Origin of the sequence: Caballeronia sp. SEWSISQ10-4 2 (assembly GCF_030464885.1) — a bacterium.
Classification (GTDB): domain Bacteria; phylum Pseudomonadota; class Gammaproteobacteria; order Burkholderiales; family Burkholderiaceae; genus Caballeronia.
The window spans coordinates 15,277-37,747 of sequence record NZ_JALPRJ010000012.1; the positions used below are offsets into that span (position 1 = coordinate 15,277).

Annotated in this window: 26 protein-coding genes; 15 read left to right on the forward strand and 11 right to left on the reverse strand. The window is 61.7% G+C overall.

Features of this window, described 5'->3' with window-relative positions; genetic code table 11:
- The first annotated feature begins 80 nt into the window (after positions 1–80).
- A complete protein-coding gene (locus tag M0D69_RS10415; RefSeq protein ID WP_301781946.1) occupies positions 81–329 on the forward strand; it encodes a hypothetical protein in 249 nt (82 codons plus the stop codon).
- A gap of 247 nt (positions 330–576) precedes the next feature.
- Here the strand turns inward: M0D69_RS10415 and M0D69_RS10420 are convergent, their stop codons facing one another.
- The 4 genes from M0D69_RS10420 to M0D69_RS10435 form a co-directional block, all read right to left on the reverse strand.
- Complete coding sequence (locus tag M0D69_RS10420; protein WP_301781947.1) at positions 577–1,662, reverse strand: porin; 1,086 nt, start codon at positions 1,660–1,662, stop codon at positions 577–579.
- A gap of 160 nt (positions 1,663–1,822) precedes the next feature.
- Positions 1,823–2,539: an arylmalonate decarboxylase gene (locus M0D69_RS10425; protein WP_301781948.1), complete on the reverse strand. Its 717-nt coding sequence runs from the start codon at positions 2,537–2,539 to the stop codon at positions 1,823–1,825.
- 74 nt (positions 2,540–2,613) lie between these two features.
- Complete coding sequence (locus M0D69_RS10430) at positions 2,614–3,963, reverse strand: MFS transporter (protein ID WP_301781949.1); 1,350 nt, start codon at positions 3,961–3,963, stop codon at positions 2,614–2,616.
- A 263-nt stretch (positions 3,964–4,226) separates the two neighbouring features.
- On the reverse strand, positions 4,227–4,829 hold the full coding sequence (locus tag M0D69_RS10435) for a TetR/AcrR family transcriptional regulator (RefSeq protein ID WP_301781950.1): 603 nt from the start codon (positions 4,827–4,829) through the stop codon (positions 4,227–4,229).
- A gap of 227 nt (positions 4,830–5,056) precedes the next feature.
- On the opposite strand from M0D69_RS10435, the gene M0D69_RS10440 reads away from it, so the two are divergent.
- The 11 genes from M0D69_RS10440 to M0D69_RS10490 are packed head-to-tail and all read left to right on the forward strand — an operon-like array spanning position 5,057 to position 13,353.
- Positions 5,057–6,364 carry an SRPBCC family protein gene (locus tag M0D69_RS10440; protein ID WP_301781951.1) on the forward strand — a complete coding sequence of 436 codons (1,308 nt, stop codon included), beginning with the start codon at positions 5,057–5,059 and terminating at the stop codon, positions 6,362–6,364.
- An 11-nt stretch (positions 6,365–6,375) separates the two neighbouring features.
- A complete protein-coding gene (locus M0D69_RS10445; protein ID WP_301781952.1) occupies positions 6,376–6,774 on the forward strand; it encodes a hypothetical protein in 399 nt (132 codons plus the stop codon).
- Positions 6,775–6,805: 31 nt separating this feature from the next.
- Positions 6,806–7,222 carry a cupin gene (locus M0D69_RS10450; RefSeq protein WP_301781953.1) on the forward strand — a complete coding sequence of 139 codons (417 nt, stop codon included), beginning with the start codon at positions 6,806–6,808 and terminating at the stop codon, positions 7,220–7,222.
- Entirely contained in the window at positions 7,219–7,551 is a 333-nt protein-coding gene (locus M0D69_RS10455; RefSeq protein WP_301781954.1) for a cupin domain-containing protein, read from the forward strand. The genes M0D69_RS10450 and M0D69_RS10455 overlap by 4 nt, the downstream gene beginning before the upstream one ends.
- Positions 7,548–8,792 carry an NAD(P)/FAD-dependent oxidoreductase gene (locus M0D69_RS10460; protein WP_301781955.1) on the forward strand — a complete coding sequence of 415 codons (1,245 nt, stop codon included), beginning with the start codon at positions 7,548–7,550 and terminating at the stop codon, positions 8,790–8,792. The genes M0D69_RS10455 and M0D69_RS10460 overlap by 4 nt, the downstream gene beginning before the upstream one ends.
- Before the next feature lie 2 nt (positions 8,793–8,794).
- Positions 8,795–9,376, forward strand: a complete 582-nt coding sequence (locus M0D69_RS10465) for a nuclear transport factor 2 family protein (RefSeq protein ID WP_301781956.1) — start codon at positions 8,795–8,797, stop codon at positions 9,374–9,376.
- Positions 9,373–10,284 (forward strand): dihydroorotate dehydrogenase electron transfer subunit, encoded by a 912-nt coding sequence (locus M0D69_RS10470; protein WP_301781957.1) that lies wholly within the window; start codon positions 9,373–9,375, stop codon positions 10,282–10,284. The genes M0D69_RS10465 and M0D69_RS10470 overlap by 4 nt, the downstream gene beginning before the upstream one ends.
- Positions 10,278–11,213, forward strand: coding sequence for a dihydroorotate dehydrogenase (locus M0D69_RS10475; RefSeq protein ID WP_301781958.1), 936 nt, complete (start codon positions 10,278–10,280; stop codon positions 11,211–11,213). Before M0D69_RS10470 ends, M0D69_RS10475 begins: the two co-directional genes overlap by 7 nt.
- Positions 11,210–11,578 carry a non-heme iron oxygenase ferredoxin subunit gene (locus M0D69_RS10480; RefSeq protein ID WP_301781959.1) on the forward strand — a complete coding sequence of 123 codons (369 nt, stop codon included), beginning with the start codon at positions 11,210–11,212 and terminating at the stop codon, positions 11,576–11,578. The genes M0D69_RS10475 and M0D69_RS10480 overlap by 4 nt, the downstream gene beginning before the upstream one ends.
- Positions 11,578–12,609 carry an asparaginase gene (locus tag M0D69_RS10485; RefSeq protein WP_301782075.1) on the forward strand — a complete coding sequence of 344 codons (1,032 nt, stop codon included), beginning with the start codon at positions 11,578–11,580 and terminating at the stop codon, positions 12,607–12,609. The genes M0D69_RS10480 and M0D69_RS10485 overlap by 1 nt, the downstream gene beginning before the upstream one ends.
- Positions 12,610–12,654: 45 nt before the next feature.
- Positions 12,655–13,353 carry a hypothetical protein gene (locus M0D69_RS10490; protein ID WP_301781960.1) on the forward strand — a complete coding sequence of 233 codons (699 nt, stop codon included), beginning with the start codon at positions 12,655–12,657 and terminating at the stop codon, positions 13,351–13,353.
- 29 nt (positions 13,354–13,382) lie between these two features.
- Here the strand turns inward: M0D69_RS10490 and M0D69_RS10495 are convergent, their stop codons facing one another.
- A complete protein-coding gene (locus tag M0D69_RS10495; protein ID WP_301781961.1) occupies positions 13,383–14,297 on the reverse strand; it encodes a LysR family transcriptional regulator in 915 nt (304 codons plus the stop codon).
- A gap of 103 nt (positions 14,298–14,400) precedes the next feature.
- Here M0D69_RS10495 and M0D69_RS10500 point away from each other — a divergent pair, with 103 nt between their 5' ends.
- On the forward strand, positions 14,401–15,282 hold the full coding sequence (locus tag M0D69_RS10500; protein ID WP_301781962.1) for an aldo/keto reductase family oxidoreductase: 882 nt from the start codon (positions 14,401–14,403) through the stop codon (positions 15,280–15,282).
- Positions 15,283–15,348: 66 nt separating this feature from the next.
- Here M0D69_RS10500 and M0D69_RS10505 read toward each other — a convergent pair whose 3' ends face one another.
- The 5 genes from M0D69_RS10505 to M0D69_RS10525 all read right to left on the reverse strand — a co-directional run bounded on the left by M0D69_RS10505 (position 15,349) and on the right by M0D69_RS10525 (position 19,679).
- Positions 15,349–15,666 (reverse strand): hypothetical protein, encoded by a 318-nt coding sequence (locus tag M0D69_RS10505; protein WP_301781963.1) that lies wholly within the window; start codon positions 15,664–15,666, stop codon positions 15,349–15,351.
- A 209-nt stretch (positions 15,667–15,875) separates the two neighbouring features.
- Entirely contained in the window at positions 15,876–16,040 is a 165-nt protein-coding gene (locus M0D69_RS10510) for a zinc ribbon domain-containing protein (RefSeq protein ID WP_047849080.1), read from the reverse strand.
- A 128-nt stretch (positions 16,041–16,168) separates the two neighbouring features.
- The gene (locus tag M0D69_RS10515) at positions 16,169–17,590 is read right to left on the reverse strand and encodes a serine hydrolase (RefSeq protein WP_301781964.1); all 1,422 of its coding nucleotides are present in this window, start codon (positions 17,588–17,590) and stop codon (positions 16,169–16,171) included.
- 269 nt (positions 17,591–17,859) lie between these two features.
- Positions 17,860–19,080 (reverse strand): NAD(P)/FAD-dependent oxidoreductase, encoded by a 1,221-nt coding sequence (locus M0D69_RS10520; protein WP_301781965.1) that lies wholly within the window; start codon positions 19,078–19,080, stop codon positions 17,860–17,862.
- A gap of 161 nt (positions 19,081–19,241) precedes the next feature.
- Positions 19,242–19,679, reverse strand: coding sequence for a helix-turn-helix domain-containing protein (locus M0D69_RS10525; RefSeq protein WP_301781966.1), 438 nt, complete (start codon positions 19,677–19,679; stop codon positions 19,242–19,244).
- 75 nt (positions 19,680–19,754) lie between these two features.
- On the opposite strand from M0D69_RS10525, the gene M0D69_RS10530 reads away from it, so the two are divergent.
- Positions 19,755–20,621, forward strand: coding sequence for a class I SAM-dependent methyltransferase (locus tag M0D69_RS10530; protein ID WP_301781967.1), 867 nt, complete (start codon positions 19,755–19,757; stop codon positions 20,619–20,621).
- Positions 20,622–20,685: 64 nt separating this feature from the next.
- Here the strand turns inward: M0D69_RS10530 and M0D69_RS10535 are convergent, their stop codons facing one another.
- On the reverse strand, positions 20,686–21,273 hold the full coding sequence (locus M0D69_RS10535; RefSeq protein ID WP_301781968.1) for a TetR/AcrR family transcriptional regulator: 588 nt from the start codon (positions 21,271–21,273) through the stop codon (positions 20,686–20,688).
- Positions 21,274–21,471: 198 nt separating this feature from the next.
- On the opposite strand from M0D69_RS10535, the gene M0D69_RS10540 reads away from it, so the two are divergent.
- The gene (locus M0D69_RS10540; RefSeq protein ID WP_301781969.1) at positions 21,472–22,440 is read left to right on the forward strand and encodes a zinc-dependent alcohol dehydrogenase family protein; all 969 of its coding nucleotides are present in this window, start codon (positions 21,472–21,474) and stop codon (positions 22,438–22,440) included.
- The last annotated feature ends 31 nt before the right edge of the window (positions 22,441–22,471 follow it).

Genomic DNA, 22,471 nt, shown 5'->3' on the forward strand with positions numbered 1-22,471 from the left:
TAATCATCCCCGCCGCACCGTGTGTAGGTCAATGCACTCGATCCTCAAGCGGGGCGAGGGATGAGGTCGAGGAAAGGACCATGAACACCGCCGAGAAGTCCCTGCATTATCTGGTCGAAAAGTGGCTTGCACCCGATCCGACGGCACGAATCCGAGTAGTCCGGTTTGGTCATATACGCGAAGACAGGACCCGCTACGTGCATGTCGAGGCATCAGCTTCGAGCGGTCCGCGTGCAATCTTTTTCTTTCGGCACGACGACGGCTGCTGGTGTGTATTTCCGCCCCGGATCGCGCAACCGTCAATGACCGGTTATCGGCTTGCCGCTTGAGCGGCATCACAGACCCGAAAATTCGTCAGAGAACGCGGTCGAATGTCCGTAGATGCGCCGGCCACCGCCTGTCGACGCTCGATCATTTTTGGCAATGTGCAGACCAGTCGATGAGTGCCGCGAGCGCAATGCGCACGCGAAGTGACGACGAACTCGTCGGGTACTCGAAGAGCTTCATGTCTTCCCTTTTCTTGAAAGGCGCGCACGCGCTGCGTGTGCACCTCGTCGCCCTGCACGAACACGCGAATCAGAAGTAATGCTGCAAGCCGATCCGCAACGAGAGCTGATGATCATTCGACGAAGGCGACAGCGAAGGCAAGTCTGCCAGCGCACCGCCATTCGTCTTCTGGAACGTGACTTCGGCATAAGCCAATGTCCGCTTGGACAGTTGGTACAAATTTGCGAGGCCCACGGTGCTGTATCCCTTGCCCGCAAGCTCGGTGTGGAAGCCACCCAAACTCACGGTGTTGGCGATGCTCGTCTGATAATCCACGCCGAGTTCTTCGGTCAGCGCAGTCTCCGTATCCTGCCGTGTCTGCAGATGCACCTGATCGATCAGGCCGTGAATGCGCCAGCGATCGCCAAGCTTGTAGGTTCCCGCCACGCCGATGATCCGCGTATTGTCCGCCACGAAAGACGCTCCGCCGGCCAGGTTCTGCCCCATGAAGCTCGTGTAGCCCAGCTGCGTATTGAAAGCATACGTGCGATGGTTCGTGTCGCTATAGACGGCGCCGAGCTGCAGCGGTCCCGTCGCATAGAGCACCGCCGCGCCGATGTACCGGCCGAGCGCGGTGTTGGCATCGCTGAACGAATACATGGTGCGAATGCCGAAGCCGCGATAACCCGGGCTCGCATACTTGATCGAATTGCTGATGGGCGTCACCGCCGCATTGTCGATATTGCCCGGGTGATACATGAAGTTGTTGAACTGCACCGCGCCGTTCGCGCTCGGCGTAAAAACTTCGTTTGTCAAATCCCACTGCCGGCCGAGCGTCAGCGTGCCCCACCGCTGGCTGGCAAGACCCACATAAGCCATCCGGCTGAACTGATAACCCGATATCGCAAAGCGGCCGTTGTTCGAAAAGTAGCCGTTCTCCAGCTTGAAGATGGCGCTCAAGCCACCGGCAAGATCTTCCGAGCCGACGAAGCCGAACTTGTCCGGCACCGCGATCGGTCCCATGACGACCGCCTTGCCGCCATTCTGATTGCTGACATAGCCCATCCCTTCGTCGATACTGCCGTACATGGCGAGGCTACTGGTCTGCGCTTCGCATCGATCGATATAGCCGATGCAAATAGCCATCGCAGCAATGAGACTAATATTCTTTAGCATTACTAATCCTGTGGAATATATCAAAAATCGGTCAGTTTTAAACACCGGCCAATGGCGACCTGATCAAGGTTGAATGTCTGATGCCAAACTGGATTGGATCGGCCGTCGCCAAGCGCACGTGGAAGCTCAACGTCCTGCGCAATGCGGTTACGTCAATGGTTCATGCGTCGAAAGCGCCTTCCAGCAGGCTTCCATAGTGCTTCGGCTTTTGCGCGACGTTCAGCGTTTTCAGGCAGTACCAGAGCAATGCGGCATTGCTGGCAATCACGGGCTTGTTCACGAGCGCTTCAAGCTTTTCTATGACATCGGCGAGCCGGATTCCCGCGCAACTGATCACGAGCGCATCGAACGGTCCTTTGAGCGTGGCTGCCAGTTCAAGCCACCGTTGTGGATGCAGCATCCCCTGATCGAACGGCGTATTCTGCGGCAAGCTTTTTTCTGAAACGACACGCAGACCCTGTTTCTCGAAGAACGCAATCTCCGCTTCCACCACTTCACGCCGATAGGGCGTCATCAGCGCGATGCTACTGGCATTCGCCGCCGCCAACGCCGCCATGACCGCCTGAATTGTCGTGACCGACCGGATGCCGGTCGCAGCCTGCACGCGGCGGTTGATCTCATCCGGTCCGGCAACGACGCCCGCCGCGGTGCAGTTGAGCGCAATCAGATGCACGCGGGCATCGGCGAGCAGCATGGCGTGCGATCCGAGATCGTCGATCAACGACTTGTCCGACGCGATCGACGTATCGCGAAACGGCAGCCGCGTAGTAAGAAACTGCACGCCGCCGCGCGCCATCATCTGCACTTCATGGTCGCAAAGACCACCCGATGGATACAGATGCCCAATGCGCACCACTTCGCCCAATCCACAACTCATGGAACGTCCTGTGATGACAGTTTGACTTCGAAGGCACGCATGGCGCAGCGCGCGGTACGGTCAGCGAAGACGCTTCAGCTTTTCAGCGATACTGCGCCGGGCGTCATCGAAGGGCTGCTCCAGTTCGGGTTGCGCGTGAGCGCAATGGCCGCGGCTGCCACCAGCGCCGCGCCGGCGAACGCGTAGAAGTTCCACTGGACATCGGCGCCTTGGGAAGCCAGGTACGCACCGACCATCGGACCGCTCATTGCGCCGAATCGGCCGACGCCCACTGCCCAGCCCGTGGCGCTCGCCCGGGCATGCGCACGGTAATAGTTGGCGATAAAACCAAGCTGCACCATCGCCACACCAATGCTGCCGAAACCCGCGAGCGCCACCAGCACGTAGTTCATGATGAGACCGCTCTTGATCGCGAGACCGGAGATGGCGATTGCACCCACCACGTAGCCGCCCATGATGGTCTTGCGCGTGCCGAGAAAGTCGCTGATACGCCCGATCAGAATGCCGCCCAGCGCTGACGAGAGCATGAACACCGCGAGGAACGAGAGGCTCGGACCAAGCTCGTAGCCCATCTTGCGCATGAGTTGCGGCAGCCACGTGCCGAGGCCGTAGATCACCATGACAGCGGCGACCTGCGCCACCCACAAGCTGACGGTGGCGAGCGCGTTCTGCTTCGAGAACACTTCGCGGAACACGGCGCCAACCGTCGGTTTGGGCAGCGGGTCCTTGACGCGCTGCTCCAGTTCGACGGCCGCAATGCCGAGCTTCCTGGCAAGCGTCGCCGCTTTCGCATGACGGCCGCGTGCAATCAGGAAGTCGAGCGATTCGGGCAGCATATAAAACAGGAACGGCACCGCTAGCAGCGGCGCGGCGCCGAGCGCCACAACGAAGCGCCAGCCATGCGAGCCGAGAAACGCCATGCCCATCACCGCCGAGAGCAACGCGCCGAACGAATAGCCCGAGTACATCAGCGCGAAGTTGAGGTTGCGCTTTTCAGGCGGCGAAAACTCGATCGTCAATGCCGCCGCCGCCGAAATCACGCCGCCAAGGCCCAGTCCGCCGATAAACCGTGCCACCGAAAACACGAAGGGTGTGGGCGCGCAGCCAGCGCCGATCATCGAGAGCGAGAAGAGCGTCACGCAGCCAATCAGCAACAACTTGCGCCCGACCAGATCACTGACCACGCTGATGAAATACGACCCGATGAGCGTCCCGAAAAGCGCGGCGCTGCCCATCGCGCCGATCTCGATGGGCGTGAGTTTCCAGTTGGCGTCGGCGAGAAGGGCGGGAACGATCGTGCCCATCACACCAATGTCGTAGCCTTCGGCCACGATGGTGAGAAAGCACAGGATGAGCACCAGATACGTAGTTCGCGCCGGGGGATGGAACGCGTGGGACGCCGCAGTATCGGATAAAGCCGCCATGAAGGCACCTCAATATTTAGCATAGCAGATGATGTGGACCAGGATCTGCAGGCGCGACCGTTCCGCACGCCCAGACCGGACGCGCCGGATTTCGGGCCGTCGCGAGGTCAGGAACATCGGGTCGATCCGCGTGATGATCTAAATACAGAATGGCATTCTTTATTCGAGCATGTCAAAAGATTTTCAAAAATCCGTTCTGTTTCTTTTTGACGACGCTGAACATGCAACGCGTTCAATGTGCACGACCGCATTGCAGCAAAAAATCAGCGCGTGCGCGGCTCGGTGTCGGGTTCAGTACCGCCCAGCAGGAGATCCGCCATCATGCTGGCGATCTGGTCGATGTCGCGCACGTCGCCAATCCGGTGATTGATCACGAAGCCGTCGAACGCCATCCAGATCACGTGCGCGAGCATGTCGCCCTGCACCACCGATAACCGCTCCGGCGGCAACGAGTCGCGCAGCAATGCGCCGATAAAGGCATCGACGGTATCGATCAGCTTGAACGGCTTGCCCTGGTTCGGCGGCGCGCTTGCGAGTGCGTCGATCAGCGCGTTGGCGAACGTATGGTCGGTGGACGGAATGTCGGACCAGAGGCCGACCAGAATGCGCTCGATGCGCGCCCTCGGCGTATCCAGGCTCATCACCTCGTCGCGCAGCAGGTCGAGCTGCTTCGTCAGCCAGGGCTGGTAAATCTCATAGAGGATGACGAGCTTCGAGTCGAAGTAGACGTACAGATTCGCGACGGTTGTTTTGGCGAGACGAGCGATCTCGGTCATGGTCGTCGCCGAATAGCCCTTGCTGCTGAACGCCGAAAATGCGGCCTTCAGGATGGCCGCCCGCACTTCTGGTTTCTTGACCTGCGGCACTGGGTCTCCTCAAACAGGATGATCTGCGGGTATAGCGGGTATCACCAGACACCGGCGTCCCTACTTTTTCGCCCGCCAAGCCATGCGCGGGTGCTCGCCATTCTAGCAATCCCCCCGTTTCGATCGACAAAGAACGCGTGACGCATAACGCTTGACAAGCCATTTTTTTGAAAACAGAATGCCATTCGTTATTGACGAACATCTGCTTCCCTTTCGAGGACGATCGCATGACTAACATTCCCGCCCCTGAAGGCACGCTCACTGGACGCTACGCCGAACTGGGCTCTGGACTGATTCCTGTCGAGCCGTACATCTCGGCCGACTACTTTGCACGCGAGAAGGCGCACATCTTCAAGAAGACGTGGCTGCAGGTCGGCCGCGTGGAAGAAATTCCGGAAGCCGGCGACTATTTCGTCAAGACGCTGGCCGCGTGCGATACGGAAGTCATCGTCGTACGAAACAGGCAGGGCCAGATTCGCGCGATGCACAACGTCTGCTCGCATCGGCTCAATCAGATTGCTTACGAGAAGACCGGCCACACGCGCAAATTCTTCTGCAAGTTTCACGGCTGGGCGTACGACCTCGACGGCAACCTCACCGGCGTGCCCGACGAAAAATGCTTCTTCGGCCTTTCGCGCGCGGACTATGCGCTCACGCGCGTGTCGTGCGACGTGTGGCAGGGATTCATCTTCGTCAACATGGATCCGAACCCCGCGCTCTCGCTGGACGAATTCATGAAGCCGATGTACGGCGACATCGAAGGCTATCCGTTCGACAAGATGACGGTTGGCTTTGCGTGGGAAACGGTCGTCGATTGCAACTGGAAACTCGCGCTCGACGCGTTCCAGGAGGCGTATCACGTGGCCTACGTGCACGGCAATTCGATTGCCGATGCGATCGACAAGAGCGAAGGCGGCAGCATGCCGCCGCTCGACGCGCTGTGCGGTGACTTTCATCGACGGCTCTCGCTCGCGGGCAACCAGAAGTCCGTCTATGGCAACCCGAAGGCGGTCACCTCGGGCGGCGCGGCGGCGAGCGAAGCCTTGTCCGATGCGAGCGCGAAGCGGCCCATTGCATCAGCGGCGTTGCGCGCGGGCATTGGCAGCGCGCGCCATGCGTTCCCGCTCGACGCGCTGCCCAAGGGCGTGAACTGGACCAAGAGCCCGAACTGGCTCTTCGACATCAATGTCGTCTTCCCGGACTTCTATCTCTCGCTACGCCCGAATTATTGCCAGGCGTACAACTTCCGCCCGATCGCGCACAACAAGACGCTGCTCGAAGCGCGCGTCTATTACCCGGAGATGACGACGCCCGGCGGCCGCTTCTTCCTTGAATACATGAAGGTCGCGTTGCGCGATGTGCTGCTCGAGGATCTGAGCACGCTCGAGCGCACGCAGCGCGCCGCCGAAACCGGCGTGAAGAAGTTCATGGTGCTGCAGGATAACGAACTGCTCGTGCGCCATAGCTATCACGTGATCGAGCGCCTGCTGGCCGAAGCCGAGACGAAGGAACAACCCGTGGCGGCGGCCGACTGAGGAGCATGAACATGGAAGAAAAAATCATCGTAATGGCCGGGCGCAGTCAGATTTCAAGCTCGACGCCCGCAACTTTGCCCGACGCGTTTGCCAACCTCCAGCCGTTCGTCGAACGCTGGGCGCTGGCAACGGAAACCGAGCGCAACACGCAACGTCATGCAGTGGGCATGGACGCGATTCTCGCGTTCAAGGACGCCATGCTGCCGCGCGTGGATGCCGTGATGCAGTGGCTCGACACGTTTCCGCTCAACGCGTTGCCCGATGCAGCGAAGCCGCTGATGTACCTGCTGCTCTCGTTCGCGGAAGTCGCGCCCGCGGTTGAGTTCTACAAGCAGCCGGCGGTCATCGATGGATACGATCCGCGGCGCTTCGTGGCCGACGAAACGTTCACGATGCGGCCCGCCATCTGACGTTGTGCAGCATTCATACAGGAACAGCACCATGCCCAAGTGCCGCATTTTTGGTATCGACGACGGTCTCAAGCAGGTCGTCGCCAACGGCCTTTATATGAAGACCTATATCGGCGAATCGATCAGCGTTGCGGTGATCAAGTTCGTAGAAGAGGCAGGACGCGAACTGCCGGCGAAGGCTCACGACCACGGCGAGGAAGCGTCGTTGCAAGTGAGCGGCGGCTGCTCGATCTTCGAAGTGCGGCCTGGCGAAGCCGATGTCGAGCACGTCATGAACGCGGGCAGCGCGGTGATCATTCCCGCCGGCCTCAGCCACTACGGCGTGAACCGCTTCGAACCGGCTGGCATCAGCATGCGACTGAACGTGGTCACGCCGCCGCGCGCCGAGTATGGCAGCGGCGACGAAACGCCTTACTATCCGCTCGCGGACCGGGAAGGCGCGCGATGACCACCATCAACACGATGCCCTGCCAGCACGTCTCAAGCGACGATCGCGTGGACGGCGCCGCACTCTCCGCCGGCATCCAGACGCTGCGTCAAGACGAAATCATCGATATCGAAGCGGGCACGCTCGGCGAAGAAGTCGGCGCGATTCTCTCGGGCCGCATCGACGTTGTTGCCGCGGGCGAACACTACGTTCTCTGCGCAGGCGAAGCCATCGTGATTCCCGCCGGCGAAGCGCGGCGCTTCACGTGCCTCACCGAGCGCGGCGAGTTGTATCGCGTCACCGTTCGTGCGTACGACAGCGTGCACGGCAACGTGCCGGTGCGAGCATGAACACGCATTCGCACGTGGCGATCGTGGGCGCGGGTCACGCGGGCGGACGCGTGGCGCAACATCTGCGCGCGCTCGGCCATAGCGGCCGCGTGACGCTGATCGGCGCCGAAGCGCATGCGCCTTACGAGCGGCCGGCGTTATCGAAGGAAATGCTGCTTGGCACGACAGCCGGCGAAAACCTCGTGCTCGCGCCGTCGGCATTCTGGATGGACAATGCGCTCGCGGGCATCGGCATCGAACGGGTGCATGCAACGGTTGAATCGCTCGACGTCGATGCACGCCGCGTGCGCCTTCATGACGGATGTTATATCGGCTTCGATCAGCTCGTGGTGGCAACAGGCGCGGCGGCGCGTCGCCTGCCGGTGCCTGGCTGCGACCTGCCGGGCGTACACGTATTGCGCACGCTCGATGACTGCATCGCGCTCAAGGCCGCGTTTCCGGCGTGCCGCGAACTCGCGATCATCGGCGGCGGCGTGATCGGCATGGAAGTCGCGTCGAGTGCAACGAAGCTCGGCATGCGCGTAACTGTGCTCGAAGCGGGCGGCGCGATCATGAACCGTTGCCTGCCGCCGCTCGTGTCCGCGTGGCTCGAAGCGCAGCACGCGGAACACGGCGTCGCGGTAAAGAAGAACGTGCGCGTGGAGAAGATCGTGAAGACGGGCGAGCGGCTGCAGATCGTCGCCAGGTCCGGCGATGGACGCCTGCTGACTGATGCCGATTGCGTGCTGATGGCAACTGGCGCCGACTGCCATCCCGCTTTCCTGCACGGCACGGGCCTGGCGGATACACAAGGCGTGCACGTCGATGCCCATTGCCGCAGCCCGCTCGCCCCGTGGCTTTATGCAGCCGGCGACGTCGCCTGCCTGCGCGACGCTGAATCCGGCGTCGCATTGCGCCAGGAAACGTGGCGCAATGCAGAGAGCCAGGCGCGCGCCGTCGCGGAAATGTTGCTTGGCCGCAGCGAGCCGTATCGCGAAACGCCGTGGATGTGGACCGATCAGCACGGGCACTCCATTCAGGTGACCGGCACGCCCGACGCCGCGCACGAATGGATCGTGCGCGGCAGCCTGGAAGCGGCGAGCGCAACAGTCGTGGGTCTGCGCGACGGCTGCGTGCATGCGGGCGTGACGATCAACCAGAGCCGCGACCGGCGTCACATCGAAGCGCTCGTGACAGGCCGCCAAGCGGTGGACACGCTGCGTATCGCCGATACACGGCATGCACTGAAAACGTTCCTCTGATCATGACGACTACACCGGCTTTGCTTTCACTCGAAGAACGCGTGGCGCGGCTGGAAGCCATCGACGCCATTCGCCGCCTGAAAGCCCGCTACGCCGCGCTCGCCGATGCCAAGTACACAAACGACTACACGCGTCAGCCCGACGCCGTCATGCACGACATCGCGCGGCAACAGGCCGAGTGCTTCACGCACGACGCGGTCTGGGCCGGCGGCTCGGGCTTCGGCAACGATCTGGCAGGACGCGAAGCGCTGCACGACTGGTTCCGTCGTTCGCCTTGGCGCTTCGCCATGCATTACTACATGAGCGAATCGATCGATGTCGACGTTCGCGCGGGCACGGCGCACGCAACCTGGCGGCTCTGGCAACTGGCATTGCGCGACGACGACGCTCACGCCGTTCTCCTCGGCGCGATCACGGAGGAGAAATACGCAGTCGATGGCGCGGGCCACTGGCTCTTGAGCGAGATGCGCTTCGTGCAACTGAAGATGATGGAGCCGAGTGCGATTCCCTTGCCCATCGCTAATGATTTTGGCGCGCTCGCGGCCATGCGAACGCGCGGTACAACCCTCACGGAACGAACATGAACGATTCCCCCACGGCGAGCAAAGTCATTGCGTTTGCGCCGGCCGGCCACGAAACGCACTACGCGTGCCACGTGTGCCACGACGAGGCCTTGCCGATTGCCGAGAACATCTGCACCGTGCGCTCGAACGACTGGGTCAACCCCGAATACAAGCATCTGGTGCTGAGCGCGCCCGCCACGGCGCTGACAGCTGTTGCCGGCCAGTTCTTCCATCTCGCGTGCCCGCCTTCTACCGATGAAGCCGCGTACCTGCGCCGCCCAATGAGCATCTATCGCGTAGAAGCGGACGATGAACGCATCGAGTTCCTCTACAAGGTGCAGGGCGTGGGCACGCGCGGTCTCGCGCGTCTGGCTCCGCGCGACACGCTCGACGCGCTCGGCCCGCTCGGACAGGGCTTCAGGTTGCCGGCCGTCGCGCCGGGCGAACGCGCGCACGTGCTGCTGCTCGCACGCGGCGTGGGTCTCGCGACCATGGCGCCGCTCGCGCAGGAAGCCATCCGCAGCGGCGCGCGCGTGACCGCGATCCTGAGCGCGCGCAGCGCGTCGCTCGTGATGTCGGTGGATTATCTGCGCGAAACGGGGGCGGATGTTTTGGTCGTCGCCGACGACGAACAAACCAGCGACGTCGTCCAGATCGAACGCATGATCCGCCGCGTTCACGCCGGGCAGGCAATCACGTTCGCCACCACGTGCGGGTCGAACCGCCTGCTCTCGACACTGCAGCACCTCACCGCCGAGTTCGGCATTCCCGGCGAGATCGCGCTCGAGCAGCACATGGGCTGCGCGATCGGCGCCTGCTACGCGTGCGTGCGTCCGTTCAGAAAACACAGCGGCTCGGATGAACTCACCTACCGGCGCGTGTGCTGGGACGGTCCCGTCTTCGATCTTCAGGAAACGACATCATGGTAGACCTCAGCGTCAACATCGGCTCGCTTGCGCTTGCGAATCCGGTCATGCCCGCGTCGGGCACGTTTGCCGAAGGCACGGCGCAGGTCTTCGACCTCAACTGCCTAGGTGCGATCGTGACGAAGACGATCACGCACGACATCCGCGAAGGCGTGCCGCCGCCGCGCGTGGCCGAGTTCCGCGACGCCACGCTTTTCTCCATCGGCATTCCCAGCAAGGGCAGCGACTACTACATCAGCGAGACTGTGCCCTTTTATCGACGATACGCACCGCCGCTCGTGGCGAGCATTTCGGCCAATAGCATCGAGGAGTTCGGCGAACTTGCCGCGAAGATCTCGGTGCCGGGCGTGAGAGCGATCGAGGCGAACGTCTCGTGCCCCAATCTCAAGAAGGACGGGCGCGCGTTCGGCATGGACCCGGAAGCCACATACCAGGTCGTGAAAGCGATGAAAGCCGTCACCAGCGTCCCCATCTGGCCGAAGATGACGCCCAACGCGGGCAACGTGGTCGAAGTGGCGCGCGCGGCGGAAGAAGCCGGCGCGGACGCGCTGGTCGTGAGCAACGCCATCCTCGCGATGGCAATCGACGTCGAAACTTTCCGGCCGCGTCTGGCGAACGTCATGGGCGGACTGACCGGATCTGCGACACGCCCCATCATGCTTCGGATTGCATATCAATGCGTGCAGGCCGTATCGATTCCGGTGATTGGTTGCGGTGGAATCGGCAGCGCGTCAGATGCGCTCGAATTTCTACTGGCCGGATGCAGCGCCGTGCAAGTCGGCACCGCGAACTTCGTCTCGCCGACCACCATGCCGCGCCTGATCGACGACCTCATGAAATATTGCGAGCGGCATGGCATCACGCGCATTGCCGACATCATCGGCGCGGTGCGCATGCACGAACTCAACACGCTTCAACAGGCGGCGCTATGAACACTATCGTGATCAGGAATGCATCGGCCATGACGGACTTTTCTCTCGTGGATGGCTGGTACGAGATCGGCGCGATCACCGATATCTTCGCGGAACGCGACTGTCGCGGCGTGGAGCTCGCAGGCGAGAAGATCGGCCTCTTTCACGTCGATGACGAAGTGCTCGCACTCGACGACATTTGCACGCATGGCGCGGCGCTCCTGAGCGACGGCGACATGGAGGACGGCGAAGTGGAATGCCCGCTGCACGCAGGCCTCGTGGATGTCCGCACAGGCCGTGCGCTGTCCGCGCCCGTCACGCGCGACACGCGCCGTCACGACACGAAGATCGTGGACGACCGGCTTTTCGTACGGCTGCAAGCATGATGCAGACGCCCAACACAGCCGCGAAACGCGCGCGGATCGCGGTGATCGGCACGGGCGGCACATTCGCCATGCACGGGCGGCATCGCTTCGACTGGATCGGATATGCCGACAGCGGCGTGATTCATCCTATCGACGATCTGCTTGCCACGCTCGGGGAACTCGCGCCCGATCTCGACCTCGTGCCGATTCCGTTTCGCAGTCTCGGGAGTGTGTCGATTGGACCCGCCGACTGGCTCGAGCTCTCGGCGCTGATCCGGCGCACGGCGGCGGTCGATCCTTCGCTGACGGGTTTCGTCGTCACGCATGGCACGGCGACGCTCGAAGAAACGGCGTGGTTCCTCGACCTGACGCTCGCGCTCGATCAGCCGGTCGTCGTGACGGGCGCACAGCGTCCGGCCAACACCGATGGCAGCGATGCCAGCGGCAACCTGCGCGCGGCGCTCGCGATTGCGGCGTCACCTGCGTCGCGCGGCGCGGGCGTGCTGGTGACGCTCGGCGGGCTCTTCTTCGCCGCGCGCGACGTGACGAAGGCCGCGAGCTTCGAGCTCGGCGCGTTCGAAGCGCCGCCGTTCGGCCCGCTCGGCCGTGTGGATGCGGACGCGAGCGTGGTCTGGCGGCGCCGCATGCCCGAACGCGCGCCTCGCTGCGACCTGCCGCAGGACATGACGACACTGCCGCGCGTCGATATTGCGATGTCCTATGCGGGTGCGGACGGCGTCGCCATCGATGCGTTCGTGGCCGCCGGCGCGCGCGGCATCGTTTCGGCGGGTCTTGCGCCGGGACGGCCGGCGTCGAAGGAAACGAGCGCGCTCGTGCGCGCGGCGCAGGCGGGCGTAGTCGTCGTGCAGGCGACGCGCGCGCCGCGTGGCACCGTGCCCGTGCAGCGCTTCCTCGCCGCCGACGGCCTCCTGGCGGGCGGCGATCTCGCGCCGCCCAAGCTGCGCATTGCGCTGATGCTCGCGATCGCTGCGGACGACGCGAGCGGCGGTATCGACTTGCCGCGTCTTCAGGCGCACCTGCTCGCGCTCTAATGCGACGCGCGGCGCTTTTCCCTCTCAGCCATCGACCCGATCATCATGCAATTTTCCTATCTCGTCACCTTCACGCATCCCGACCCGGACGCGCGCATCAGCGCGCGCGATCTGGAGACGATGACCACACGCATCGATGCCACGCCGAATCTTCGCCGCGCGCGCCTCTACACGCCGCAGCACGCCGACGACTACTACACGAACGACGGTCCTTCGCCCATCTTCGCGCTGCAACTCGACTTCGATACCCTCGCCGCGCTCGAGGCGTCCATTGCCGCCGATGGTCACTTGCAAAGCATCGCGCACCGCGATCTTCCGAGCCTCGCGGCGTGCGCCATCGAACAGCAGGTGATGGCGCGCCGGCCATTCCCGGTGCTCGACCCGGCGCCGCGCGTGCCCGATGGCGCGCTGCCCTGCCAGTTCCTGGTCCACTATCCGGGCCGTGCGGAAAATCTCGACGAATGGCTCGCCTATTACCTCGCGCATCATCCGCAAATCATGAAGTTCTTCGACGGCGTGCGCGAAATCGAGATCTTCACCCGCGTGGACTGGATCGACGCGATGCCGTGGTCACGAGTTCACTATATGCAGCGCAACAAGCTCATGTTCGATAGCGCCGAAGCCATAACCGCCGCGATGAATTCGCCCGTGCGTCATCAGATGCGCGCCGATTTCGAGCGCTTTCCGCCGTTTGAAGGCAGCAATATCCATCATCCAATGTCGGCGCGGACAATCGTGAGGTAAGCCGGGGCTCGAAGCTGGTCGGTCGTAGATCAAACGGCCGGCGTGTTCGATGAACCACCGGCCTTCAAGAAATCGACAAAGACGCGCAACGGGGCCGGCAAGTGGCGCCGCCCCGGATAATAAAGAAATGGCCCCGAAAAGCGCTGCCACCACGGCTCGAGGATCGGCTCCAACGCTCCGCTATCGAGATGCTGGCGCAGCATACCCTCGAAAAGGTGGATGACCCCCACCCCTGCTACAGCCATACTGATCGCAAGATCGACTGCTGCGCCGGGCCTGACCAAAAGCGGTCCCGGCGGATCCAGCCTCACCACCTCGCCGTCTCGCTCGAAATCCCAGCATGGCATCGCGCCTCCGGCAAATTGGCCGCGCAAGCATGCATGAGAAAGCAGGTCGCGCGGGTGCCCGGGTCTCCCGTGCGTGTCGAGATAGGCTGGCGCTGCAGCCGTAGCGAAACGCTGCACACGCGGGCCGATCGGGACGGCGATCATGTCCTGCTCGAGCCGCTCGTCATAGCGAATGCCGGCGTCGCAGCCGATCGAAAGGACATCGACGAAACCGTCCTCAACCACGACCTCCACGCGGATGTCGGGATAAGCCTTCAGGAACGGCGCGATGACAGTTGGCAATACGATCCGCGCGGCGCTCGACGGCACGTTGAGTTTGAGCGTGCCGGTCGGCTTGTCCCTGAACCCGTTCAAAACGTCCATCGCCGCTTCCATCTCGCTGAACAATGGCGTCAGCTTTTCGATGAGACGCAGCCCCGCTTCGGTCGGGGCTACGCTGCGTGTGGTCCGGTTGAGCAAGCGCAGCTCAAGCTTCGACTCGAGGCGACGCACGGCGATGCTGAGGCTAGAGGCGGAGACGCCGCTGATTCGGGCTGCGTCGCGAAAGCCGCCGGCGCGAGCGACCGAAACGAATGCGGCGAGATCGTTGAACTCCATGGCATTGTTCACTTTGTTAAACAACCCGTGCAATTTAGATCGGATTATCTAACAACGCAAACGCTTCCATACTGGCGATCAACCATTCTTCGAGGAGAGCGTCATGCCAAACTTCACTCCCGTGGGCACATTCCCGCTTGGTGGCCGCTCCGTGCATCGTGTGGGCTACGGTGCCATGCAACTTGCCGGACCCGGGGTATTCGGGCCGCCGAAGGATCGTGCCGCAGCCATCGCCGTACTTCGCGAGGCGGTCGCAGCGGGCGTCAATCACATCGATACGAGCGACTTCTACGGGCCGCACGTCACCAACCAGATCATTCGCGAAGCGCTCCACCCGTACCCGGACAACCTTGTGATCGTCACCAAGGTTGGCGCTGTTCGTGGTGAAGACGCCTCGTGGCTACCGGCGATCGAACCGGAAGATATCAAGCGAGGAGTCCACGACAACCTTCGCAACCTCGGTGTCGACACGCTCGATGTCGTCAACATGCGAATCATGGGCAAGGTCCACGCGCCCGCTGAAGGATCGATCGGAAAGCAGGTTGCTGCCCTTGCCGAACTTCAGCGCCAGGGTCTCGTGCGCCACATCGGCCTGAGCAACGTGACCTCGGCCCAGGTCACCGAGGCACAGGGCATTGCGGAGATTGTTTGCGTACAGAACCATTACAATCTGATCCAGCGAGACGACAACGCTCTGGTCGACGAACTAGCGGCCCAGGGGATCGCCTATGTGCCATTTTTTCCGCTGGGCGGATTCACGCCGATTCAATCGTCAGCGTTGTCCAAGGTCGCTCAAACCATCGGCGCGACGCCGATGCAGGTGGCGCTTGCCTGGCTCCTGTATCGCTCGCCTAACATTCTGCTGATCCCGGGCACTTCGTCGCTCGAGCATCTGCGTGAAAACATGCAGGCGGCACAGTGGAGGTTGACGGACGAGGTGCGCGCCGAACTGGACGCGATGGGCCAGGTCAACGGTGAACATTGAAACGCGCAAATGGCAGTATCGGAGGGCGCGTTGCCTGTAGGATCCGCCGCGCCCGCCGTTTGGAATTCAACGCTTCGCGCCCTTCATTCCCTCGGTTTCCATCGCGGCATTTAGCTCTTCGCTCGCCTCTATGGGGTCCATGGTTTCGTCGATGAAAGCTGTCGCGCGTTCAGCGGCCGCCTTCGTTTCGTCGGCGCCGTTGCCGGATTCTTCGTCGTCGTTGCTTGGGGGCATCAGCATGTCTGCGAGCATGGCCTCCAACTCCGGCGTGTCCCACGGCGCGCCATGCTGCTTTTTCTGCTTTATGTAGTGTCTGACTTCTGCGTCTTGTTCCGGAGTCAAGGGAAGACCGCGGAAAGTGCTTTTGGGGTCGGCGTTGTCCATGATACTGCTCCGGGGTTCGTCACTTTTTGAGTGTAGCCCTATTGTCGTCCTGGAGGCTCGGCCGGTGGTCAATGCATCGATGCCAAGGCGGCGCGATGCCAATGCAAATTGCGTCAGGTCATGAAGGGAGTAGTAGTTATGACAAAAATATCCGCGTGAGTTGCGATTGGCCACCCACGCAAAAAAATCGAACTGATTGCAGGCAAATCTCAGCTCTTTTTGGATGTCTTCGCCATGAATTGCGTTGGCAAGTGCTGAACCTTCTCGCTTCCGCACTTCGGACATTGCGGATGAGCAGTTTCATGTTCAGCGAGATGTTGGGCGCGCTCGAACATTTCGCCGCACGCTTCACAGCGGTATTGGTAAGTCGGCATGGCACTACTCCCACACAAGTCCCGCAGATCCATCGATAGATACGATGCAACCACGGAAACAGGCATCGTAGTAACTCATTCTAGTGCAGGAAAAGAACGCATTCTGGACCACCCGTTACCTTCGGGATTTATCTGGCACGATCAAAATGCCCATAGTTGATCGTAAAGGCGTTCGGCACCGTGCTGCCGTCGAAGCCCGTGGCGCCCCGCTCGCCTTCCTTGAAAGCGAACGTGAGCAGGCCCGGCGCTATGTCGGGATTCTCGAACGTCAACAGGAATGTATCGGCAGACCAATGGGACAGCTTCCCGGGAAAATCGTGTGCACCTATTTTCATCGCGAGGCTTGCACCGTTGCGCACCACATTGAGCGGCCCGTACGCGGGGCTGACATAGTGGTTGGCAAAGGCGTCAAGGTCATGTGTGAGCGGCTTGGCGTCGGCCGGCGGTTGAGGCACATCGAGAATCGCGTTCCATCCCTTTTGCTCCTCGTGAATCTGCGCTTGCAAATCTTGCCCTGACGGGCCGAGCTCCCGCTCGAGAAACTCCGCACGGACGGCCTCTGGAAACACAGTCAGCTGCTTGTTGGCGAAGATCGCGATGCCGATGCCACGCTCGGGAATCAGCGTGACGATCGTGCGCACGCCGTTCAGCGCGCCGTTCTTCTCGATCACGCGCCAGCGAAGGAAGTGATAACTCTCGCAGCCGAGCCCGGCCGAGTCATTAGGATCGTGCAGCGGACCACCAGGGCCTTGCACCATGCTCGCCGCGAAGATTTGTGTCACGGTCTCTTTGGTTAAAACCTGCCGGCCCTCGAACATGCCTGCCGCGAGCAGCATCGTCATCCATCGGGCGATGTCGCTGCCGGTCGACACAATGGCGCCCGCACCGCTGAACTTGTCGACGTTTTCGTACGGCATGATCGAGCCGTCGATGTTATGAGCCGTGGCGTGGTTGTCGTCCTTGAAAAGCTCCGCCTGAGTTGGAGCGCTGCGTGTCATGCCGAGCGGCAGGAGCATGGCGGTCGACAGCAGTTGCGGCGCACTCATTCCGGCGGCTCGCGCAGCGCTCTCCTGCCCAAGGAAAATTCCGTAGTTCGAATAGGCCCATTTCGACCGGAAGCTATGGTCGAAATGCACGCAGCGCGCTCGGTGCACAAGTTCGTCGGGGCCGTAGTCGAGTTGATTGAGCAGGTCGCCAGTGTAGGCCGGCAGGCCAGTGCGATGCGCAAAGAAGTCGCGCAATGTGACGTACTGCGAGGCGTAGGGTTCCGCCAGCGCGGTGTCTGGCGAAAAGGTCCTGACTGGCGCATCCCACGAAACAATGCCGCGCTCGACCAATGTCCCGACCGCAGTCGCCGCGATGAACTTGCTCATGGACGCAATCTGGAATCGCGTATTCCCATCGACGGCGGCTGCTTCCCCGCTGCGACGCACACCGTAACCCTTCAGGAACACATTGCCCGCTGCGCTGGACACTACAACAACCGCGCCGGGCACCGCATAGTCCTGAAGCGTTTTCTGTATGAACTGATCAAACGAGAGCTCGTTCACGTCATGTCTCCCAGGGGATCCTTCTGCACACGCAGGCCGCAGCGGCTGTAGCGTCAATGCCAGGAGCAACGGCATGGAGAACCAGCGGTACGATCGAAGTGCAGTTGTTGCGGTCATCGCCCACCACTGAGTCGACTGTGTTCGTCGGTACGATCGCGGACCCGGTGGTCCTGCGACGATACCGCGTTGTTCCAGCTAAGGATCAATGTAGGAACACGTCATCGTCGGCGAAATCAGGGTATTCCGCACTCTGCGGCATTTAAGGTTCGCTAGCTTCTTTTCGCTGGCGGAGTCTGCACGACCGGAGCGGCCGCTCGAAGAATGTCGTCGCGCACGCGCGTGCGGGGCGGATAGATGCGCTCGCAGTTGATCAGCCGCTTGGTATGTTTTGCCTGGTCACCCTGAGAAACAAGATGCCTGTCCCAACCTTCCGTGTACACCGCGCCCCATGGGCCAAGGTCGAGAATGGTCGTGTACCAGTCAATGCGCAGCGGCAGCATCTCAAGGCCCAACAGATCGCAAACGGCATTGTGGCCGGCATAACGCCCCATCGGCCGGCTGTGCTGACACGACATGACAGATGGGTGCTCGCCATCAACAAGAAGCCGTGCGCAATCCCCAGCGGCGAACACGCCACGTAGCGTCTTGACGCGCAGGAACGTGTCGACTGGAAGCCGCCCTAGGCCGTCAAGCGTGACCGGAAACTGTTCAGTCAGAGAGTTCGCCCGCATTCCGCCGCACCAAATGACAGTAGATGCGTCAATCCGATCGCCATTTCCGAGCACGACGCCACCGCCGTCCACCGCTTTCAACTCCACGTTGGGCATCAGTTCGACGCCAAGTTCTTTCATCGCAAATTCGATCACGGGTTGTGCACCACTCATTTCCTGCCCGATCTTCGCTGTACGGTCCGCGAGGATGACACGAATGACATCGCGCTCCCTGTCACCAACGATGCTGCGCAGTCTGGACGGGAGTTCAGCCGCTACCTCTACGCCGGTAAGACCCGCGCCTACGACGACTACCGTATGGCGGCCCGCCGTTGCCGGGATGGAAGATAACGCGGACATGTGCTGCTGAAGTCTTCTTGCACCCTCATAGGTGTCTACGTCGAAAGTATGTTCCGCCAGCCCTGGTATGGCGGGACGGACGAGCTTGCTGCCTGGCGCGATAACAAGCCGGTCATATTCAAGTGACTCCGTTCCAGTCTGCGTGTTGATGGTTACGTTGCCCTTGTTGACGTCTACGCCGGATACGACGCCTTCAATCCAGTTCACACCTGCCGGGCCGAGAACATCGGATAGAGGTACCAGGGTTTCATCGAGGTTCGTCTCGTAGTTCCGCACCCGGATACTGTGATGGTTACTGGCATTGACTGTGACCACCTCGACCTGGTCGCTGGGTATGCGTAGTTCGTCAAGTTTTCGTGCCGCGCCGAGCGCGCTCCATAGTCCGGCAAAGCCGGCGCCAATCACCACAATTCGCTTCACGGTTGCCTCCGGTCAGACGATTTCAATGCGGTCGGTGCATCTACTCAGCGAACACAGAATGCAGTTTCGGCCAACTACTCAGCTACTGCCTGTAAATCTACGGACTTTCAGCCAGACTGCCACGACGTCGCCCGTCCCGAAGGCAATTGATGCTCCCGGAACTAGTCCCTTGGCAGTTGCGAAGCCCTCTTCCTTCGCGCGCCAATAGCCCCAGACGCGGCGGCCCTCACGATACGACGGAAGGTAGGGCATTCCATGTGGCTCGGTGCGGGGCAAGCAGCGGCGTGCCGCAGGCCGTCGCGCATGGCGCTCAGTTTGCGGATCGTCCTGTCCAGCTCCTCCGCCTTGGCCACGAGCATCTGCCGGTCAACGCGCGGCTGCCCTTCCGGCGCGAACATCGGCGCAATCTCATCGAGCGAGAAGCCGGCGGCGCGCCCCAGCGCGATCAGCGCCAGCCGGTCCAGCACGCCTGCATCGAACTGGCGACGCAACCCTCGCCTGCCGCTGGAGGCGATCAGCCCCTTCTCCTCGTAGAACCGCAGCGTCGATGCGGGAACGCCGGATCGCTGCGCCACCTCGGCGATGTCTAGCTTGATCACCTCTTGACCTCAAGTCGACTTGAACTTGCATAGTGTAGCTTCCGCTCCCCAAGGGGCAAGCACAGGACAACGGCCATGGATGTCAATCATCAGACCGAAAGCGAGCAGACGGCGCTTTGGAACGGCAGCGCCGGACACGCCTGGGTGGCGGCGCAGGAGGTGCTCGACCAGATGTTGAAGCCCTTTGAAGACCTGCTCGTCGAGATGATTTGCGCCGGATCCGGACATCGGGTGCTAGACGTCGGCTGTGGCACGGGCAGCACGACGCTGGCCGTGGCGCGGCGGCTCGGCGCGAAGGGTCATTGCACCGGCGCCGATATTTCCGCCCCGATGATCGCCGCCGCCCAGGCACGCGCCGAACGGGAAGACTCGACGGCAAGCTTCATCCGTGCCGACGCGCAGACCCATGCCTTCGAGCCGGCGAGCTTCGACAAGATCATGTCGCGCTTCGGCGTCATGTTCTTCGATAACCCTGTCCTGGCCTTCACAAACCTGCGGCGCGCCGCCAGGGAAGGCGCCGAACTGCGCTGCATCGCCTGGCGGAGTGCCGCGGACAATCCGTTCATGACCACCGCCGAGCGCGCCGCCGCGCCGCTGCTGCCGAATCTGCCAGGCCGTCGGCCGGGCGCGCCGGGGCAGTTCTCCTTCGCTGACCGGCAGCGGGTGTCTTCCATCCTGGAACAGAGCGGCTGGGCCGAGATCGACATCAGGCCGCTCAATGTGAGCTGCAGCCTGCCCGAGAAGGAGTTGGTCGGCTACTTCACCCAGCTCGGCCCCGTCGGTCTGATCCTTCAAGCGACGGACGAACGGACGCGCACGCAAGTCATCGAAACCGTCCGCAGCGCCTTTGATCCCTATGTGCACGGAACCGAAGTTCGCTACACCGCTGCATGCTGGATGGTCAGCGCCCGGGTGCCGTCTGCGCCGGCTGCGTCAGCTTGACATGCGACCGCAGCGCATCTGTCCGGCGGCTAACCATGTAGGACTCCCCGTGATGTCCGTCGCGCTATTCGCTACTGCACTTCAGGAAGGCCGGATGAGTCACCATCGCGCGAGTGTTTTCCAGGATCACTTGCGTGAGCTCAGGGCTGTCCACCGCGCGGGCCATGTTTACCGCGCCCACGATTGCCGTCAGGATGGCAGTGGCTCTTGCGGTGGCCGCCCTGCCTCCACCAAGCGCCTGGGCAATCTGCTCCACGTTCTTCTCGAAGTAACCGGCAATAACCTGGCGCGCTGCAGGTCCGGCGTACCGGGCTTCGCCCGCTAGCGCACAGATCCCGCACCCGTCACCGAGATTCTCGATGTGCTCCGGGTTGAGCCAGACATCCGCGATCTCAGCCACCGACGGCTTCTTCTTGACGCGGAAGAGTTGATCTATGCCCGCCTGGCCATGCTGCATCATCCGGTCGACGGCTTCCGCAAGCATGGCTTCACGCGATGCGAAGTGCGCATAAAAAGCGCCCTTGGTAAGTCCTGCGCTTTGCATGGAGTCCGCAACACTGACGCTGTCCAGGCCGTGCTCGCTGATTTGCCGTGCCGCGGCATCGAGAATTCGCTCCCTGCTGCGCGCCTTGTCTGCCTGCGAATATCCCACGATCCCTCACGAAGAAATAGCTTGACATTGCGAAGTACGATCGCAATACTAATTCTGAATTACGATCGACCTCCAGATTATAGCTCAAACAGAGCGAAGTCTGGCGTGGGTCTGCACACCTCAATTGGGGAGATATTTTAAGTAGTTAGTATTCCAAACATTAACCCACTCAGGCGTCTATCGAAGAGGAGCTTCATCATGAAAGCCGTCGTACTTACCGCATATGGCGACCCTGCAACAGGACTTGAATTCCGTGAATTACCCGAACCCGCCAGTCCGGGCACGGGACAAGTGCTGGTCGGGGTCGAATATGCCCCAGTCAACTTCAGCGACATTCTCGTCGCGCAGGGCTTGTACCCGCTGCATCCCGAATTGCCATCCGTTATTGGTAACGAGGGTGCGGGGCGTGTGCTGGAGGTCGGCACTGGAGTCGACAACGTCAGGGTCGGCGACCGCGTGGCTCTCCCGATGGGCAGCTTTACCTGGCGCGAAAGAATGGTCGTCGATGCAGAAGGCATGGTCGCGCTTCCTGCCGACGCCGACCCCCAGCAGTTGGCGATGCTTAGCATCAACCCGCCCACCGCGCTTCTGTTGCTCGAGACATACGTGCAGTTGCAGCCGGATGACTGGATTGTAATCAACGCGGCCAACTCGGCCATATCGCGCTGGATAGTCAGTTTCGCAAAGCAAAAAGGTGTGAAGACTATCGGTTTGGTGCGCCGCGCCGAAGCTATGAGTGCCGCACGGGAAGCGGGATGCGAGCTAGTCTTGCTGGACGACGATAACGCGCCCAAGAAGATAGTCGAGGCGCTGGGCAAAGAGCGCCTGCAGCTTGTGCTGGATGCTGTCAGCGGCGAGGCTGCCGGCCGCCTGGCCAAGCTGCTGGGGCCTGGCGGCACCCTCGTGTCGTACGCGGCCCAAAGCTTTTCGCCCATGGTGGTTAGCCCGCTCGAGGTCATCTTCAATGACCTGACCATTCGCGGCTTTTCATTAGGGAATCCAGCCTTTGCCGGACAAATTCCCAGCGCCATCATGCAGGCGGCAACGATGGTGGCATCGGGGGAAATCGCAGTTCCAGTAGCCGCGACATATCGGCTTGAGGAAATCGGCGCTGCAATCGCCCATCAGGCGAGAGGCGGAAAAGTTCTTCTGAAAATTGGGGACTAGGTGCAACGTACGAGGCCCTGGCCCGAAGGTC

What these genes read in the sequence shown, in the direction of transcription:
- M0D69_RS10415 (WP_301781946.1), top strand. Translation starts at nt 81, where the DNA reads ATGAACACCGCCGAGAAGTCCCTGCATTATCTGGTCGAAAAGTGGCTT.
- M0D69_RS10420 (WP_301781947.1), bottom strand. Translation starts at nt 1,662, where the DNA reads ATGCTAAAGAATATTAGTCTCATTGCTGCGATGGCTATTTGCATCGGC.
- M0D69_RS10425 (WP_301781948.1), bottom strand. Translation starts at nt 2,539, where the DNA reads ATGAGTTGTGGATTGGGCGAAGTGGTGCGCATTGGGCATCTGTATCCA.
- M0D69_RS10430 (WP_301781949.1), bottom strand. Translation starts at nt 3,963, where the DNA reads ATGGCGGCTTTATCCGATACTGCGGCGTCCCACGCGTTCCATCCCCCG.
- M0D69_RS10440 (WP_301781951.1), top strand. Translation starts at nt 5,057, where the DNA reads ATGACTAACATTCCCGCCCCTGAAGGCACGCTCACTGGACGCTACGCC.
- M0D69_RS10445 (WP_301781952.1), top strand. Translation starts at nt 6,376, where the DNA reads ATGGAAGAAAAAATCATCGTAATGGCCGGGCGCAGTCAGATTTCAAGC.
- M0D69_RS10450 (WP_301781953.1), top strand. Translation starts at nt 6,806, where the DNA reads ATGCCCAAGTGCCGCATTTTTGGTATCGACGACGGTCTCAAGCAGGTC.
- M0D69_RS10455 (WP_301781954.1), top strand. Translation starts at nt 7,219, where the DNA reads ATGACCACCATCAACACGATGCCCTGCCAGCACGTCTCAAGCGACGAT.
- M0D69_RS10460 (WP_301781955.1), top strand. Translation starts at nt 7,548, where the DNA reads ATGAACACGCATTCGCACGTGGCGATCGTGGGCGCGGGTCACGCGGGC.
- M0D69_RS10465 (WP_301781956.1), top strand. Translation starts at nt 8,795, where the DNA reads ATGACGACTACACCGGCTTTGCTTTCACTCGAAGAACGCGTGGCGCGG.
- M0D69_RS10470 (WP_301781957.1), top strand. Translation starts at nt 9,373, where the DNA reads ATGAACGATTCCCCCACGGCGAGCAAAGTCATTGCGTTTGCGCCGGCC.
- M0D69_RS10475 (WP_301781958.1), top strand. Translation starts at nt 10,278, where the DNA reads ATGGTAGACCTCAGCGTCAACATCGGCTCGCTTGCGCTTGCGAATCCG.
- M0D69_RS10480 (WP_301781959.1), top strand. Translation starts at nt 11,210, where the DNA reads ATGAACACTATCGTGATCAGGAATGCATCGGCCATGACGGACTTTTCT.
- M0D69_RS10485 (WP_301782075.1), top strand. Translation starts at nt 11,578, where the DNA reads ATGCAGACGCCCAACACAGCCGCGAAACGCGCGCGGATCGCGGTGATC.
- M0D69_RS10490 (WP_301781960.1), top strand. Translation starts at nt 12,655, where the DNA reads ATGCAATTTTCCTATCTCGTCACCTTCACGCATCCCGACCCGGACGCG.
- M0D69_RS10495 (WP_301781961.1), bottom strand. Translation starts at nt 14,297, where the DNA reads ATGGAGTTCAACGATCTCGCCGCATTCGTTTCGGTCGCTCGCGCCGGC.
- M0D69_RS10500 (WP_301781962.1), top strand. Translation starts at nt 14,401, where the DNA reads ATGCCAAACTTCACTCCCGTGGGCACATTCCCGCTTGGTGGCCGCTCC.
- M0D69_RS10505 (WP_301781963.1), bottom strand. Translation starts at nt 15,666, where the DNA reads ATGGACAACGCCGACCCCAAAAGCACTTTCCGCGGTCTTCCCTTGACT.
- M0D69_RS10510 (WP_047849080.1), bottom strand. Translation starts at nt 16,040, where the DNA reads ATGCCGACTTACCAATACCGCTGTGAAGCGTGCGGCGAAATGTTCGAG.
- M0D69_RS10530 (WP_301781967.1), top strand. Translation starts at nt 19,755, where the DNA reads ATGGATGTCAATCATCAGACCGAAAGCGAGCAGACGGCGCTTTGGAAC.
- M0D69_RS10540 (WP_301781969.1), top strand. Translation starts at nt 21,472, where the DNA reads ATGAAAGCCGTCGTACTTACCGCATATGGCGACCCTGCAACAGGACTT.